The sequence below is a fragment of the Pseudomonas sp. BRM28 genome, assembly GCF_002939405.1.
GTDB lineage: Bacteria > Pseudomonadota > Gammaproteobacteria > Pseudomonadales > Pseudomonadaceae > Aquipseudomonas > Aquipseudomonas palmensis.
In genome coordinates this window covers 4,105,703-4,122,305 of record NZ_PEFV01000001.1, presented here as the reverse complement: position 1 = coordinate 4,122,305, position 16,603 = coordinate 4,105,703, and the positions used below count along the sequence as shown (strand labels likewise).

13 protein-coding genes are annotated in these 16,603 nt (G+C 65.2%); 7 read left to right on the top strand and 6 right to left on the bottom strand.

Going from position 1 to position 16,603, the window contains the following annotated elements:
- Positions 1 to 137: 137 nt before the first annotated feature.
- Entirely contained in the window at positions 138 to 1,496 is a 1,359-nt protein-coding gene (locus CR917_RS19395; protein WP_043863425.1) for an aspartate aminotransferase family protein, read from the bottom strand.
- Between the two features lie 48 nt (positions 1,497 to 1,544).
- Positions 1,545 to 2,903 (bottom strand): glutamine synthetase family protein, encoded by a 1,359-nt coding sequence (locus tag CR917_RS19390; protein WP_043863424.1) that lies wholly within the window; start codon positions 2,901 to 2,903, stop codon positions 1,545 to 1,547.
- A gap of 603 nt (positions 2,904 to 3,506) precedes the next feature.
- Here CR917_RS19390 and CR917_RS19385 point away from each other — a divergent pair.
- The gene (locus CR917_RS19385; protein WP_043863423.1) at positions 3,507 to 4,883 is read left to right on the top strand and encodes a glutamine synthetase family protein; all 1,377 of its coding nucleotides are present in this window, start codon (positions 3,507 to 3,509) and stop codon (positions 4,881 to 4,883) included.
- Between the two features lie 75 nt (positions 4,884 to 4,958).
- Here the strand turns inward: CR917_RS19385 and argA are convergent, their stop codons facing one another.
- Positions 4,959 to 6,257, bottom strand: a complete 1,299-nt coding sequence (gene argA, locus CR917_RS19380; protein WP_043863422.1) for an amino-acid N-acetyltransferase — start codon at positions 6,255 to 6,257, stop codon at positions 4,959 to 4,961.
- Between the two features lie 123 nt (positions 6,258 to 6,380).
- Positions 6,381 to 7,538, bottom strand: a complete 1,158-nt coding sequence (gene argE, locus CR917_RS19375; RefSeq protein WP_043863421.1) for an acetylornithine deacetylase — start codon at positions 7,536 to 7,538, stop codon at positions 6,381 to 6,383.
- A 120-nt stretch (positions 7,539 to 7,658) separates the two neighbouring features.
- Between argE and CR917_RS19370 the strand changes: the two genes are divergently transcribed.
- Positions 7,659 to 9,026, top strand: coding sequence for an inorganic triphosphatase (locus CR917_RS19370; protein WP_054915510.1), 1,368 nt, complete (start codon positions 7,659 to 7,661; stop codon positions 9,024 to 9,026).
- A gap of 3 nt (positions 9,027 to 9,029) precedes the next feature.
- Here CR917_RS19370 and CR917_RS19365 read toward each other — a convergent pair whose 3' ends face one another.
- The gene (locus tag CR917_RS19365; protein WP_043863419.1) at positions 9,030 to 9,494 is read right to left on the bottom strand and encodes an Lrp/AsnC family transcriptional regulator; all 465 of its coding nucleotides are present in this window, start codon (positions 9,492 to 9,494) and stop codon (positions 9,030 to 9,032) included.
- A 126-nt stretch (positions 9,495 to 9,620) separates the two neighbouring features.
- Between CR917_RS19365 and CR917_RS19360 the strand changes: the two genes are divergently transcribed.
- The 5 genes from CR917_RS19360 to CR917_RS19340 all read left to right on the top strand — a co-directional run bounded on the left by CR917_RS19360 (position 9,621) and on the right by CR917_RS19340 (position 13,636).
- Positions 9,621 to 9,962 (top strand): hypothetical protein, encoded by a 342-nt coding sequence (locus tag CR917_RS19360; RefSeq protein WP_104572819.1) that lies wholly within the window; start codon positions 9,621 to 9,623, stop codon positions 9,960 to 9,962.
- An 89-nt stretch (positions 9,963 to 10,051) separates the two neighbouring features.
- Positions 10,052 to 11,794, top strand: coding sequence for a GspE/PulE family protein (locus tag CR917_RS19355; RefSeq protein WP_104572818.1), 1,743 nt, complete (start codon positions 10,052 to 10,054; stop codon positions 11,792 to 11,794).
- A gap of 83 nt (positions 11,795 to 11,877) precedes the next feature.
- Positions 11,878 to 12,798, top strand: coding sequence for an SPFH domain-containing protein (locus tag CR917_RS19350; protein ID WP_043863416.1), 921 nt, complete (start codon positions 11,878 to 11,880; stop codon positions 12,796 to 12,798).
- A gap of 2 nt (positions 12,799 to 12,800) precedes the next feature.
- A complete protein-coding gene (locus tag CR917_RS19345; RefSeq protein ID WP_054915507.1) occupies positions 12,801 to 13,250 on the top strand; it encodes an NfeD family protein in 450 nt (149 codons plus the stop codon).
- 71 nt (positions 13,251 to 13,321) lie between these two features.
- The gene (locus tag CR917_RS19340) at positions 13,322 to 13,636 is read left to right on the top strand and encodes a DUF2388 domain-containing protein (protein ID WP_043863414.1); all 315 of its coding nucleotides are present in this window, start codon (positions 13,322 to 13,324) and stop codon (positions 13,634 to 13,636) included.
- A gap of 62 nt (positions 13,637 to 13,698) precedes the next feature.
- On the opposite strand, the gene gcvP is transcribed toward CR917_RS19340, so the two are convergent.
- Positions 13,699 to 16,572, bottom strand: coding sequence for an aminomethyl-transferring glycine dehydrogenase (gene gcvP, locus CR917_RS19335; protein WP_104572817.1), 2,874 nt, complete (start codon positions 16,570 to 16,572; stop codon positions 13,699 to 13,701).
- Between the last annotated feature and the right edge of the window lie 31 nt (positions 16,573 to 16,603).

Genomic DNA, 16,603 nt, shown 5'->3' with positions numbered 1-16,603 from the left:
TCTGTTCAGCGACCGACTCGTTCGGCGCAAGCGCTGGGCGACTGAAACAGTCGCTAGTCTGGCAAGATCCACGGCGCGGTTTCAACCAGAGTGCGCCGCAGATCGCCATTCAACCCAAGGCTGAGCCTAGCACCTGCTCACTTCAACGCTTCGAGCGTCAGGTCCAGGCATTTGCGTGCCTTTTCCACCAGCTCGTCGATCTCCTCGCAGGTGATGACCAGCGGCGGCGCGATGATCATGGTGTCGCCCACGGCGCGCATGATCAGCCCGTTGTCGAAGCAGAACTGGCGGCAGATCATGCCCACGCCCTTGCCCTCGTAACGGGTGCGGGTCGCCTTGTCCTTGACCAGCTCGATCGCGCCGAGCATGCCCAGGCCACGGACCTCGCCCACCAGCGGATGATCGTTCAGCTCACGCAGACGTTTCTGCAAATACGGTGCCGTTTCTGCCTGAACGCGCTCGATGATTTTCTCGTCGCGCAGGATCCGCAGGTTTTCCAGGGCCACTGCTGCTGCCACCGGGTGGCCGCTGTAGGTGAAGCCGTGGTTGAAGTCGCCGCCTTCACTGAGCACGGCCGCCACTTCGTCCCGCACGATCACGCCGCCCATGGGGATGTAGCCCGAAGTCAGGCCCTTGGCGATGGTCATCAGGTCGGGCTTGAGGCCGTAGTAGTCGGTACCGAACCACTGGCCGGTACGACCGAAACCGCAGATCACCTCATCGGCAATGAACAGGATTTCGTACTTGGCGAGGATTTCCTTGATCTTCGGCCAGTAGGTTTCTGGTGGGATGATCACCCCGCCAGCACCCTGGATCGGCTCGGCGATAAAGGCGGCCACGTTGTCTTCGCCGACTTCGAGGATCTTCTTCTCCAGTTGCTCGGCGGCCCATACGCCGAACGCGTCCGGGGTCATGTCACCGCCTTCGCCGAACCAGTACGGCTGCGCAATATGCACGATGCCCGGCAGCGTACCGCCCTGCTCGTGCATGCCGCTCATGCCGCCCAGGGCAGCGCCGGCCACGGTGGAGCCGTGATAGCCGTTGACCCGACCGATGATCACCTGCTTCTGCGGCTTGCCCTTGAGCGCCCAGTAATGGCGGACCATGCGCAGGTTGGTGTCATTGCCTTCGGAGCCGGAGCCGGTGAAGAACACATGGCTCATGCCCGCAGGGGCCACCTCGGTGATCGCCCGGGCCAGCTCCAGCGCCGGCGGGTGGGCGGTCTGGAAGAACAGGTTGTAGTACGGCAGCTCGCGCATCTGGCTGGCTGCCGCCTCGGCCAGTTCTTCACGGCCGTAGCCGACGGCCACGCACCACAGCCCGGCCATGCCGTCGAGGATCTTGTTGCCCTCGCTGTCCCACAGGTGCACGCCCTTGGCCTTGGTGATGATCCGCGGGCCTTTTTCCTTCAGCTGCTTGTAGTCGCTGAACGGCGCCAGGTGATGATCACGACTCAGGTCTTGCCACTCGCGGGTTTGCGGGTTCTTGACGCTCATGTGCTTCTCCGATGACTGACGGCCGCGCTCCTGCGGCCCCGGGGTTTATCAGACCGCGAACAGCAGGAACTCGCGTTCCCAGGAGCTGATCACGCGTTTGAAATTTTCATGCTCGGCGCGTTTGGTGGCGACGTAGCCTGCGATGAATTTCTTGCCCAGGTACGGCTCCAGCGCGCTGCAGTTCTCCATGCGTTCAAGGGCGTCCTCGATGGTCAGCGGCAGGCGCAGGTTGCGCCGCTCGTAACCGCGGCCCTTGACCGGCGCGCTGGGGTTGATGCCTTCGACCATGCCGATGTAGCCGCACAACAGGCTGGCGGCAATCGCCAGGTAAGGGTTGGCGTCGGCGCCGGGCAGGCGGTTTTCCACACGCCGGTTCTGCGGGCCGGCATCCGGCACGCGCAGGCCCACGGTGCGGTTCTCCTCGCCCCACTCCACGTTCACCGGCGCCGAGGTGTCGGGCAGGAAGCGGCGGAACGAGTTGACGTTGGGGGCAAACAGCGGCAGCACCGACGGGATGAACTTCTGCAGGCCACCGACGTGGTGCAGGAACAGCTGGCTCATGCTGCCGTCTTCGTTGGAGAAGATGTTCTTGCCGGTGTTCACGTCGATGATGCTCTGGTGCAGGTGCATCGCACTGCCCGGCTCGCCGGTCATGGGCTTGGCCATGAAGGTGGCGGCGACGTTGTGCTTGAGCGCGGCCTCGCGCATGGTGCGCTTGAACACCAGGATCTGGTCGGCCAGCGACAGCGCGTTGCCGTGACGGAAGTTGATTTCCATCTGCGCGGTGCCGTCCTCGTGGATCAGCGTGTCCAGGTCCAGGTGCTGCAGTTCGCACCAGTCGTAGACGTCCTCGAACAGCGGGTCGAATTCGTTGGCGGCCTCGATGGAGAACGACTGGCGACCGGTCTCGGGGCGACCCGAGCGGCCGATGGGCGGCTGCAGCGGGAAGTCCGGGTCCTCGCAGCGCTTGGTCAGGTAGAACTCCATCTCCGGCGCCACGATCGGCTGCCAGCCTTTGTCGGCGTAGAGCTTCAATACCTTCTTGAGCACGTTGCGCGGCGACAGCTCGACCGGGTTGCCCTGCTTGTCATAGGTGTCGTGGATCACCTGCGCGGTGGGCTCGATGGCCCATGGCACCAGGAATACCGCGTTCTCGTCGGGGCGGCAGATCATGTCGATGTCGGCCGGATCGAGCAGCTCGTAATAGATGTCATCGTCGACGTAGTCGCCGGTCACCGTCTGCAACAGCACACTTTCGGGCAGGCGCATGCCCTTTTCGGCAATGAACTTGTTGGTGGGGGAGATCTTGCCGCGCGTGATACCGGTGAGGTCGCTGATCAGACACTCGACTTCGGTGATCTTGTGCTCTTTCAACCAATCGGTGAGCTGGTCGAGGTTGTTACTCATAAATACCTCAGGAGGTAAATGTCTGGACTGACGTCAGGACGCCCAGGCTGGGCCGTCCTGCTCATTCTGGATGCCGCACGACGCTAAAGCAAAGCACCTGCCACGGGGCGAACGCGCAGGGCAATACCCGCTGGGCCGCCTGGCCGGCTATAGTGGTGGCAGTCGATTACAGAAGAGGGTGCGATACCGGGCATGCAGCCCAGGCCGTCAATTATTGCGGCCAGGTGGCGGCGCACGGCCACGCGGTATCTGCCGTGGGTGCGGCGGGCGTGCAGACCGATCCGCGCGGTGCGGCCGGTGACGCCGATTGTCGGCTGGCGAGACATGTAACCCCCGGTATTATTGCTGTTATGGGTTGCAACCGAGCTTAGCCTTGTTCATTTTTTTACACAACACCCCTGTAAAAAATAGAATACGGCCCGCTCAAAGTCGCTGTCTCGCTACCAAAGCAGGCCTTGTCGACGCCCTCATTTGCAGCAAAAATGCCGCTTCAGCGCCGTTTTAGGGCATGATGGGGCTGGCTTGACTTCAGCAGGGCTTTCGCGTTGACTGAACCTGCAAGCCCCCATTGATTGATATTTTTAACAACAAAGGTGTTGCATCATGTCGGTACCCCCGCGTGCCGTTCAGCTTAACGAAGCGAACGCGTTCCTTAAGGAACATCCTGAGGTTCTCTACGTTGACCTTCTGATTGCAGATATGAATGGTGTGGTGCGTGGCAAGCGCATCGAACGCACGAGCCTGCACAAGGTTTACGAGAAAGGCATCAACCTGCCGGCCTCCCTCTTCGCCCTGGACATCAACGGTTCCACCGTCGAAAGCACCGGCCTGGGCCTGGACATCGGCGATGCCGACCGTATCTGCTATCCCATCCCCGGCACCCTCTCCAACGAGCCCTGGCAGAAGCGCCCTACCGCGCAGCTGCTGATGACCATGCACGAGCTCGAGGGCGAGCCGTTCTTCGCCGACCCGCGTGAAGTGCTGCGCCAGGTGGTGAGCAAGTTCGACGACCTGGGCCTGACCATCTGCGCCGCGTTCGAGCTGGAGTTCTACCTGATCGACCAGGAGAACGTGAACGGCCGTCCACAGCCGCCGCGCTCGCCGATCTCGGGCAAGCGTCCGATCTCCACCCAGGTGTACCTGATCGACGACCTCGACGAGTACGTCGACTGCCTGCAGGACATTCTGGAAGGTGCCAAGGAACAAGGCATCCCGGCTGACGCCATCGTCAAGGAAAGTGCCCCGGCGCAGTTCGAAGTGAACCTGCACCACGTGGCCGACCCGATCAAGGCCTGCGACTACGCGGTACTGCTCAAGCGTCTGATCAAGAACATCGCCTACGACCATGAGATGGACACCACCTTCATGGCCAAGCCGTACCCTGGCCAGGCGGGCAATGGTCTGCACGTGCATATCTCGGTGCTGGACAAGGATGGCAAGAACATCTTTACCAGCGAGGATCCCGAGCAGAACGCCGCATTGCGTCACGCGATCGGCGGTGTGCTCGAGACCCTGCCGGCGTCGATGGCGTTCCTGTGCCCGAACGTCAACTCGTACCGCCGTTTTGGTGCCCAGTTCTACGTGCCCAACTCCCCGACCTGGGGCCTGGACAACCGTACCGTGGCCTTGCGCGTACCGACCGGCACGCCGGACGCCGTGCGCCTGGAGCACCGTGTGGCCGGTGCCGACGCCAACCCGTACCTGCTGATGGCAGCCGTACTGGCGGGCGTGCACCACGGTCTGACCAACAAGGTCGAACCGGGCCCGGCGATGGTGGGCAACTCCTACGAGCAGAACGAGCAGAGCCTGCCGAACAACCTGCGTGATGCACTGCGCGAGCTGGACGACAGCGAGATCATGGCCAAGTACATCGATCCGAAGTACATCGATATCTTCGTGGCCTGCAAGGAAAGCGAGCTGGAGGAGTTCGAACACTCCATCTCCGACCTTGAGTACAACTGGTACCTGCACACCGTGTAAGGTCAATTCGCCGGCAAGGCCGGCTCCTACAGGGTCGATGTGACCGTGTAGGAGCCGACCTTGCCGGCGAAGCCCTTAAAGCGCCTTCTCGAAGATCTTCGAATTGCGCTGGTAGTTGTACAGCGAAGCCCTCGCCGCAGGCAGCCGCTCCACCTCGCTGGGCACGAAGCCGCGTTCGCGGAACCAGTGCGCCGTGCGCGTCGTCAGCACGAACAAGGTCTTCAAGCCCATCTCCCGCGCCCGTGTCTCGATGCGCTCCAGCAACTCGTCGCCACGCCCGCCATGCCGGTATTCCGGGTTCACCGCCAGGCACGCCAACTCGCCCGCCTCCGAATCGGCGATCGGGTACAGCGCCGCGCAGGCAATGATCATCCCCTCGCGCTCCACCACACTGAACTGCTCGATCTCGCGCTCCAGCACCTCGCGCGAACGCCGCACCAGGATGCCCTGCTCTTCCAGCGGGCTGATCAGGTCCAGCAGGCCGCCGACATCCTCGATGGCCGCCTCGCGCACCTTCTCGAACTGTTCCTGAGCCACCAGCGTGCCGCCACCGTCACGGGTGAACAGCTCGGTGAGCAGCGCACCGTCCTCGGCATAGCTGACGATGTGGCTGCGCGCCACGCCGCCACGGCAGGCTTCGGCGGCCGCGTCCAGCAACTCGCCCTGATAGTCCGAGCCCAGGCGCTGCAGATGCGCCGGCACCTGCTGCGGGCGCAGCTCACGCACCAGCCTGCCGCTCTCATCCATCAGCCCGCGCTCGGCGCCGAACAGCAGCAGCTTGTCGGCCCCCAGCTCGATGGCCGCACGGGTGGCGACGTCTTCGCAGGCCAGGTTGAAGATCTCGCCGGTGGGCGAATAGCCCAGCGGCGACAGCAGCACGATGGAGCGCTCGTCGAGCAGGCGATTGATGCCCTTGCGATCGACCCGGCGCACTTCGCCGGTGTGGTGATAATCGACGCCTTCGAGCACGCCGATGGGGCGCGCCGTGACCAGGTTGCCGGCGGCCACGCGCAGGCGCGAACCCTGCATCGGCGACGCGGCCATGTCCATCGACAGGCGCGCCTCGATGGCGATGCGCAGGTGGCCGACCGCGTCGATCACGCATTCCAGGGTGGCCGCATCGGTGATGCGCAGGCCGTGATGGTAGTGCGCGCTCAGGCCGCGGGCGGCCAGGCGGCTTTCGATCTGCGGGCGCGAACCGTGCACCAGCACCAGGCGCACGCCCAGGCTGTGCAGCAGCACCAGGTCGTGGACGATATTGCCGAAGTTGGGGTGCTCGACCCCGTCACCGGGCAGCATGACCACGAAGGTGCAGTCGCGGTGGGCATTGATGTAAGGCGAAGCATGACGCAGCCAATTGACGTATTCGGGCATAACCAGAGCCTGTAGAAACCTGTGGAAAAAGGACAAGAACGGAAAAGCACACAGCGCTCGAAGGGTTATCGTCGCAACAGGTCTGGCGTCACGCGCGTTCTCCTTGGGTAAAAACGGTTGAAATCAGCGGGCAATTACCGGGTTGAGGCAATAATGCCCGATCAACTCACGCAATAGACGCACGGTAGGCTCCAGGCGTGACATTTCGAGGTACTCGCCCGGCTGGTGGGCACAGCTGATGTCGCCGGGGCCCAGCACCAGGGTTTCGCAGCCCAGACGTTGAAGATAAGGCGCCTCGGTACCAAAGGCCACCGCCTCGGCCGTATGCCCGGTAAGACGCTCGGCCACGCGCACCAGTTCGGCGTCGGCGGCCTGCTCGAACGGCGGCACCTCGGGAAACAGCGGCGCGTAGTCGATCTTCACCTGGTGCTGTTCGGCCAGCGGCGCCAGCTTGCTGCGGATCGCCGCACGCAGCACTTCCGGGTCCATGCCCGGCAGCGGACGCAGGTCGAATTCCAGGGCGCACTGCCCGCAGATACGGTTGGGGTTGTCGCCACCGTGGATGCAGCCGAAGTTCATGGTCGGCTGCGGCACGCTGAACTGGGCGTTGCTGTACTGCTGCTGCCATTGCCGGCGCAGGCCCATCAGCTCGCCCATCACCGCATGCATCGCCTCCGAGGCGCTGTGGCCCAGGCTCGGGTCGGACGAATGACCGCTGCGCCCGAGGATATCGATGCGCTCCATCATCACCCCCTTGTGCAGGCGGATCGGGCGCAGCCCGGTCGGCTCGCCGATCACCGCTGCACGGCCCAGCGGGCGGCCGGCGTCGGCCAGGGCGCGGGCGCCGGACATCGAACTTTCCTCGTCGCAGGTAGCCAGGATCAGCAGCGGCTGCCTGAACGGCTGCTCGAGCAGCGGGCGTACCGCCTCGATCACCAGGGCGAAGAAGCCCTTCATGTCGCAACTGCCAAGGCCCACCCAGCGCCCGTCAACCTCGGTCAGCTTGAGCGGATCGGTCTGCCACAGCTGCGGGTCATAGGGCACCGTGTCGCTGTGCCCGGCCAGCACCAGGCCGCCGGGGCCGCTGCCGTAGCTGGCCAGCAGGTTGAACTTGCCCGGCGTCACCTCCTGCAGCTCGCAGGCAAAACCCAGGTCACCCAGCCAGGTGGCCAGCAGGTCGATCACCGCGCGGTTGGACTGGTCCAGGCTCGGCTGGGTGCAACTGACCGACGGCGTGGCGATCAGGGCGGCGAACTGGTCTTTGAGCGGCGGCAAAGGCATGCGCATTCTCCTCGGTACGAGGCCCATCATAGGGCTATCGGGCACCTGGAATAAACCGTCAGCGGCCGACTCCTGTACACTGCACGGCCAAGACGCACCCAGTCATCGAGCCTGCCAGCAATGAACAAAGAAACCGAACTCAAACTGCGGGTCAGCCGCGAGACCCTCGCTGCCCTGCGCGAACACCCGTTGCTGAAGAAGCGCAACAAGTCCGGCTGGCAGCAGCGCGAGCTGCTCAATCAATATTTCGATACCCCAGAACGCGACCTGGCCGCAGCCAAGGTGGCCCTGCGCCTGCGCCGTGACGGCGACGTGGTGATCCAGACCCTCAAGGCCCGTGGCCACAGCACCGCCGGGCTGTCGGTACGCAACGAGCACGAATGGCAGCTGCCCAAGGCCAAGCTCGACCTCAAGAAGCTCGACGAGCAGGTATGGCCGGCCGAGCTGGCCGACCTGGACAAGAAAACCATCAAGCCGCTGTTCAGCACCGACTTCACCCGCGAATACGCCGAAATCGCCTGGGGCCGTGGCAAGGCCAAGGTGGTCATCGAGGCTGCGCTGGACCTGGGCCATGTAGTGGCCGGCAAGCAGAAGGAAGCCATCTGCGAGCTGGAGCTGGAACTGCGTGAAGGCGACCCGGCCGCACTGCTGGAACTGGCCGCCGAGCTGGCCGCCAGCCTGCCGCTGATGCCGTGCGACATCAGCAAGGCCGAACGCGGCTACCGCCTGCTCGACCCCTCGAGCTTCGCCGTGAGCCTGCCGCCTGCTGAACTGAACGCCGAGATGCCGCTGGACGATGCCTTCGCGGCACTGGCCTGGCACCTGCTGGGCAGCAGCCAGCGCCTGGCCGAGCAGTACCTGTTCAACGGACACTGGCGCCTGCTGCAGGACTGGGTCCAGAGCCTGGCCGAACTGCGCGCCCTGCTCGGCAGCCTGGGCCAGGCCGCGCCACGCCCGACCACCAGCGCCCTGCGTGCCAGCCTCGACGCCCTGCTCGAGGACTGGCGCCCGCTGGTGCTGGCCGGCAACGACGACGAAGACGTGCGCCGCGCGGCGCCCGAGCAGTTCGCCGAAGAACTGCTCGACACCCGCTGGGGCCAGTTCTCGCTGGACACCTCGCGCTGGCTGCTGGCCCGTGGCTGGACCGTCGAGCGCAACAAACGTGGCGACCGCCAGGGCGCTGCGCAACTGGGCAACTGGCTCAAGGTGCTGCTGTCGGACGAAGCCAACGCGCTGCAACTGCCGCTGTACCACCGCCAGCCTGAAGACCTGGCCGAACAGCTGCCGCGCATCGAGCGCCTGCTGGCCTGGCTGCACCATGCCCGCCAGGTGCTGGAAAGCCCCGACCTGGACCGCCTGTTCGGCGAGCTGAACAAGCTGCACGAACTGGCCAGCCTGCCAATCAGCGACGACGTGCTCGAAGCCCGTGTGCATCAGGCCATGGCGGTGTTCCAGAGCCGCGGCTGGAAGCACCTGCTGCGCAAGTGACGGCTACACCGGCAAGCTGGTCGTGGACTTGATTTCGGACAAGGCCACGATCGAGTTGACCTCCTGGATCCCCGGCACCATCGACAGCTTTTCGAAGAAGAACCGTTCGTAGGCTTCGATGTCCGGGGTGACGATGCGCAGCAGGAAGTCCACTGCGCCCATCAGCACATAGCATTCCAGCACCTCGGGAAACTCGCGGATCGCCTCGGTGAATTCGGCGAAGTTGGTCCGCCCGTGGGCGTTGAGTTTGACCTCGGCGAAAATCTGCGTGTTCAGGCCGATCTTCTTGCGATCGAGCAGGGTCACCTGCCCGCGAATCACCCCTTCTTCCTTGAGCCGCTGGATCCGCCGCCAGCACGGCGACTGCGACAGGCCGACCCGTTCGGCAATCTGTGCGCTGGACAGCGACGCATCCTCCTGCAGCAGAGCCAGGATACGTCGATCGTAGGCGTCCAGTTGGCTTTGCATGTTTTATCCCCTCAAGGCGCCATTAATGAATTGAACAATGCGCAGTTTGCGCAGATAGCTCGATCATAGAGAAAAAATACCCGGTTGAAGATGTAAAAATTCCTCCATCGAAACCGGAGATTTCCCATGAGCGCCCACGAACGGCTGGACAGCCCCGTCACCCCGCTGCGCAGCGATGTCTGGGCCGCCAATGCTGCGCACAGCAGCGTGCGCTACAGCCTGCAGGTGGAAGCCGAGCCGGACAGCCTGTGCCGCGTGCTCAACCTGTTCGCCCTGCAGTTCCTCACCCCGCACCAGGTACAGATGCAGCAGCAGAACGACCTGTTGAACCTGGAGATCGGCGTAGCCGGCCTGAGCTGGCACCGCGCCGAACTGATTGCACAGAAAATGCGCAACCTGATCTGTGTCGCCCAGGTCAGCGTCGAACCCCTGGCGGCCTCGCGCATGCCGTTGCAGCACGTACGCTGAACAGAAAAATCCGGCAACCCTTGCGACAGGCCCTGTGGGCCGCTGGCAGCTAGCCTTGGCTGGCCGCCCGACCTTCGCAAGGAAGCCCCATGCCTGCCACGCCGCCCGATCGCTGGCTCGACCTCGACACCCTGCTCGCCGAACTGCTCGCCCAGCAACGCATCAGCCCCGCTTGTGCCCGCCCCTGGCCGCAGGCTGCCAATGAACCCACACATCCGCTGGAGCGCATCGCCCGACGCGGCCTGAACGACCTGCAACGCCCCGGCCATACCCTGGACCTCGATGCCCTGGGCGAATGGCTGGGCCGCCAGGCCGGCCAGCGCCATGTGCGCATCGACCCCCTGGCACTGCAGGCAGCCAGCCTCGGCGGGCTGATGTCGGCCGCATTCGCGCGGCGTCACCAGATTCTGGCCATCGCGGTGGATGCCCACACGGTGACCGTCGCCAGCGCCCAGCCCTACGTACGCAGCTGGGAGCGCGACCTTGGGCAGGTGCTGCAACGCAGGGTGCAGCGGGTGCTGGCCAGCCCGGTGCAGATCCGTGAGCTGAGCCAGGCGGTGTTTCGCCTGGCCCACTCGGTCAGTGGTGCCAGCCAGCAGGCCGTGCCCGGGCCCGAAGGCGCCAGCCTCGAGGCACTGCTTGACCTGGGCAACAGCGCAGGCGACGTCGATGCCAACGAGACGCACATCGTCGGCATCGTCGACTGGCTGTTGCAGTACGCCTTCGAGCAGCGCGCCAGCGATATCCACATCGAGCCGCGCCGCGACCACGGCCACCTGCGCCTGCGCATCGACGGCCTGCTGCACCCGGCCTACCAGTTCCCGCCGGCAGTGACCCTGGCGGTGGTCAGCCGGCTCAAGAGCCTGGGGCGCATGAACGTCGCGGAAAAGCGCCGCCCGCAGGATGGCCGCATCAAGGCCCGCTCGGCCGCCGGCGCCGAGGTCGAGCTGCGCCTGGCCACCCTGCCCACCGCGTTCGGCGAGAAACTGGTACTGCGTATCTTCGACCCGCACCTGCTGCACCAGGACTTCACCCAGCTGGGCCTGGACGGCGAGGCGCTGCAGCACTGGCAGGCGATGCTGCGCCAGCCCCACGGCATCATCCTGGTGACCGGGCCGACCGGCTCGGGCAAGACCAGCACCCTGTACGCCACCCTCAAGCAACTGGCCACGCCACAGGTCAACCTGTGCACCCTCGAAGACCCGATCGAACAGCTCGAGCCGGCCTTCAACCAGATGCAGGTGCAGCCCGGCATCGACCTGGGCTTTGCCAACGGTGTGCGTGCGCTGCTGCGCCAGGACCCGGACATCATCATGATCGGCGAGATCCGCGATGCCGACACCGCGCAGGTGGCGATCCAGGCCGCGCTCACCGGCCACCTGGTGCTCTCGACCCTGCACACCAACGATGCCTGCGGCGCCGTCGGGCGCCTGCTGGAACTGGGCATCGCGCCGTACCTGATCCGTGCCACGCTGGTCGGCGTGCTGGCCCAGCGCCTGGTGCGCACGCTGTGCCCGGCGTGCAAGGTGGCGCAGCCGCTCGACATGGCGCACTGGCGCGAACTCGACCCGCAGGCGCCGCTGCCCACCGCTACCTGCCAGGCTGAAGGCTGCCGCGATTGCCGGTACACCGGCTACCGGGGCCGCACCGGCCTGTTCGAGCTGCTGCCTGTGAGCCCACGCCTGCGCGAGCAGCTGTCGGGCGACGTCGACCTGGCAAACCTGCGCCGCCAGGCCCGGGGCGAGGGGCTGGGCAGCCTGCGCACCAGCGGCGCGCAAAAAGTCGCCGCAGGGCTGACTACACTGACAGAAGTGATTCGCGTTACTGCATGAAATGAAATGATCCGGCGCTGGCCTGCACAGCTGACCACATGCCAAGCTTGCGCACTTTCAGTCCTGCTGACCAAGGAAACGTCATGCAAATCGGAATGGTAATGCTGTTATTCGTGGGCCTGGCCCTGGCGCTGGTGTTCATGGGGTTCAAGGTGGTGCCGCAGGGTTTCCAGTGGACCGTGGAACGCTTTGGCCGCTACACCACCACCCTCAAGCCGGGCCTCAACATCATCGTGCCGGTGATGGACCGCATCGGGCGCAAGATCAACATGATGGAAAGCGTGCTGGACATCCCGCCGCAGGAAGTCATCACCGCCGACAACGCCACCGTGCAGATCGATGCGGTGTGCTTCTTCCAGGTGGTCAACACGGCGCAGGCCGCCTACGAGGTCAACAACCTCGAGCACGCCACCCGCAACCTGCTGCAGACCAACATCCGTACCGTGCTCGGCTCCATGGAACTGGACGCCATGCTCAGCCAGCGCGACGCCATCAACGAGCGCCTGCTGCGCACCGTGGATGAAGCCACCGCACCGTGGGGCATCAAGATCACCCGTATCGAGATCAAGGACATCAGCCCGCCGGCCGACCTGATGGCCGCCATGTCCGGGCAGATGAAAGCCGAGCGGGTCAAGCGTGCGCAGATCCTCGAAGCCGAGGGCCTGCGGGCGGCTGCCATCCTCACCGCCGAAGGCAAGAAACAGGCGCAGATCCTCGAGGCCGAGGGTGAGCGTCAGGCGGCCTTCCTGGAATCGGAGGCCCGCGAGCGCCAGGCCGAAGCCGAAGCCCGCGCCACCCAGGTGGTGTCCGAGGCCATCGCCAACGGCAACGTGCAGGCCATCAACTACTTCGTGGCGCAGAAATACGTCGACGCGCTGGGCAAGCTGGCCTCGGCCAACAACAGCAAGGTGGTGCTGATGCCGCTGGAGGCCAGCCAGGTGATCGGCGCCGTCGGCGGCATCGGCGAAATCGTGCGGGCCACCTTCGACGGCAAGAAGGGCTGAGCATGTGGGACTACCTGCAACACCTGTCGTTCTGGGACTGGCTGGCGCTCGGTACGCTGCTGCTGATCCTGGAGGTGTTCGGCGCCGGCGGCTACCTGCTGTGGATCGGGGTGGCGGCGGCGGGCGTGGGCGTGATCACCTTCGTCGTCCCGCAGCTGCCGTGGACCTTGCAGTTCCTGCTGTTCGGCCTGCTGTCGGTATTCACCGCAGTGTTCTGGTGGCACCGTCAGCGCAGCAATGCCAGCCCCAGCGATGCGCCGGGGCTGAACATGCGCGGCCAGGAACTGATCGGCCGGACCTTCGTGGTGCAGGAGGCCATCGTGGGCGGTCGCGGCAAGATCAAGGTCGGCGACGGGGTGTGGATGGTCCGCGGGCCGGACCTGCCGGTGGGCACCCCGGTGCAAGTGCTGTCGCAGGACGGCGCGATACTGCAGGTTGGCCCCGCACCGTAGGCCCTGGGGAACTTGCCTGGGGAAATCACGATCCAACGCACCATAATAGCCCCCACACTGGAGTAAGCCCCATGCGCGTCAAACTTGCGGTTGCCACCCTTGCCTTGTTGTCGCTGCCGGTTGGCTCGGCGATGGCTGATGGCTTCTGGCGTGATGTGATTTCGTCCGGTGCCACCACCGGCTCCACCTACCTGACCTTCAAGGACCACAAGCTGGTGGTGGCGGCGCAGGAAGATGCCAGCAGCTATGTGGCCAGCAACGGCCAGATCAGCGGGCCGTATCTTGAGGCTGCCATGCAGCGTGTGCGTGCCGAGCAGCCAGGGCTGCAGGTCAGCGACATGGAGCTGGCCAATGCGATCCTGGCGCAGAATGCCGTGACCGAGTAATCACCTCGCCGGCAATGCCGGCTCCTACAGGAGCCAGCCTTGTCGGCCACGAGGCCCTGGCCTCAGCGATAATCCTCCACCGGCACACACGCACAGAACAGGTTGCGGTCCCCGTACACGTTGTCCACCCGGTTCACCGCCGGCCAGTACTTGTGCAGCCGCGCATGGTGGCTCGGCGCAACACCCTGCTCGATCGAGTAAGGTCGTTCCCACACCCCCAGCACATCCGCCAAGGTATGCGGCGCCCGCTTGAGCGGGTTGTCCTCGGCTGGCCAGTTGCCGTTCTGCACCTCTGCAATCTCTGCCCGAATCTTCAGCATCGCCTCCACGAAGCGGTCCAGCTCGGCCTTGGACTCGCTCTCGGTCGGCTCCACCATCAAGGTGCCCGGCACCGGGAACGACATGGTCGGCGCATGGAACCCGTAGTCCATCAGGCGCTTGGCCACATCCTCTTCGGTGATGGCGGTCAGCGTCTTCAAGGGCCGCAGGTCGAGGATGCACTCATGCGCCACCCGCCCATTGCGCCCGCGGTACAGCACCGGGAACGCGCCGCCCAACTGCTGGGCCAGATAGTTGGCCGACAGGATCGCCACCTCGCTGGCATCGGCCAGTTGCGGCCCCATCATGGCGATGTACATCCAGCTGATCGGCAGGATGCTCGCACTGCCCCAGGGCGCCGCACTGACCGCGGTGTTCTGCGGGTCGGGCCCGGGCACCGGCACCACCGGATGGCTGGCCACGAACGGTGCCAGGTGTGCACGCACGCCGATCGGGCCCATGCCCGGCCCGCCACCGCCATGGGGAATGCAGAAGGTCTTGTGCAGGTTCATGTGCGATACATCGGCACCGATGTCCGCCGGCCGCGCCAACCCGACCTGGGCATTGAGGTTGGCGCCATCCATGTACACCTGGCCACCGTGGCTGTGGATAACTTCGCAGATCTCACTGATGCCTTCCTCGTACACGCCGTGGGTCGACGGGTAGGTGGCCATCAGGCAGGCCAGGCGCTCACCCGCCGCCAGGGCCTTGGCCTTGAGGTCGACCAGGTCGACGTTGCCCGCCACATCGCATTCCACGATCACCACCTGCATGCCGGCCATCTGCGCAGACGCCGGGTTGGTGCCGTGCGCCGAGGCCGGGATCAGGCAGATATCGCGCTGACCCTGCTGGCGGCTGCGGTGGTACTTGCTGATCGCCAGCAGCCCCGCGTATTCACCCTGGGCACCGGAGTTGGGTTGCATGCAGATGGCATCGAAACCGGTGATCGCGCACAGCCAGCGCTCCAGCTCGTCGATCATCGCGGTATAGCCCTGGGCCTGGGTGAGCGGCGCGAACGGGTGCAGGTTGGCGAAGGCCGGCCAGGTGATGGGGATCATCTCGCTGCTGGCGTTGAGCTTCATGGTGCACGAGCCCAGCGGGATCATCGACTGGTTGAGGGCCAGATCCTTGTTCTCCAGCTGCTTGAGGTAACGCAGCATCTCGGTTTCGCTGTGGTGCAGGTTGAACACCGGGTGCGTCAGAAACGCCGACTGGCGCTGCAAGGCGTCGGGGATGCCGCTGTGCTGCGCCTGGGCATCCAGCTCGGCCACGCTCAGCCCATGGTCGGCGCCCAGAAAGATGCCGAACAGGCGCAGCACCGTGGCCTCGTCACAGGTTTCATCCAGGCTTACGCCCAGGTGCCCGCGGCCCAGGATGCGCAGGTTGATCTGCGCGGCCTCGGCGCTCTGGATGATCGCGGTCTGGCTGCCGCCGACGTCCAGGGTCAGGGTGTCGAAGAAGTGCTCGTTCAAGCGCTTGAGCCCCTTGGCTTGCAGGCCGGCAGCCAGGATCACCGTGAGCCGGTGCACCCGCTGGGCGATGCGCCTGAGCCCTTCGGGCCCGTGGTACACGGCATAGAACCCGGCGATGTTGGCCAGCAGCACCTGCGCGGTGCAGATGTTGGAGTTGGCCTTCTCGCGGCGGATGTGCTGTTCGCGGGTCTGCAGGGCCATGCGCAGCGCCAGGTTGCCGCGCGCGTCCTTGGAAACGCCGATGATGCGCCCTGGCATGGCGCGCTTGAAGTCGTCGCGGCAGGCAAAGTAGGCCGCGTGCGGGCCGCCGTAGCCCATGGGCACGCCAAAGCGCTGGGTCGAGCCGAGCACCACGTCGGCGCCCTGCTCGCCCGGCGGGGTCAACAGCACCAGGCTCAGCAGGTCGGCGGCGACGCAGGCCAGCGCCTGCTGGGCATGCAGCTGCTCGATGGCCGGGCGCAGGTCGTGCACCCCGCCGTGGGTGTTGGGGTATTGCAGCAGCGCGCCGAACACCCGGTGCTTGTCCAGGTTGTCCAGCCCATCGACGATCAGCTCGAAGCCGAAGCCCTCGGCGCGGGTCTGCAATACGGACAGGGTCTGCGGGTGGCAATGTTCATCGACGAAGAACGCATTGCTGCGCGACTTGGCCATGCGCCGTGCCAGAGCCATGGCTTCGGCAGCGGCCGTCGCTTCGTCGAGCAGCGAGGCATTGGCCAGGTCCAGCCCGGTCAGGTCGATGACCATCTGCTGGTAATTGAGCAGCGCCTCCAGGCGACCCTGGGCGATCTCCGGCTGATACGGCGTATAGGCGGTGTACCAGCCGGGGTTCTCCAGCACGTTGCGCAGGATCACCGTGGGCGTCAGGGTAGCGTGGTACCCCATGCCGATCAGGCTGGTCCACACCTGGTTCTGCTCGGCGTAACCGCGCAGTTTTGCCAGGGCGGCCTGTTCATCAAGCGCCGGGGGCAGTTCCAGCGGGCGGTTCAGGCGAATGCCCGGCGGGACGGTCTGCTCGATCAGTTCACTGCGACTGCTCAGGCCCAGGGCCTGCAACATCGCCTGCTGCTCGGCCGCATCCGGGCCAAGATGACGACGCAGGAACGGGTTGGGATCGTGCAGTTGGCTCAGGGACGGCGACTGGGACATAGCGGCTCTCTCTTCCAAGACCAAGCCTCGA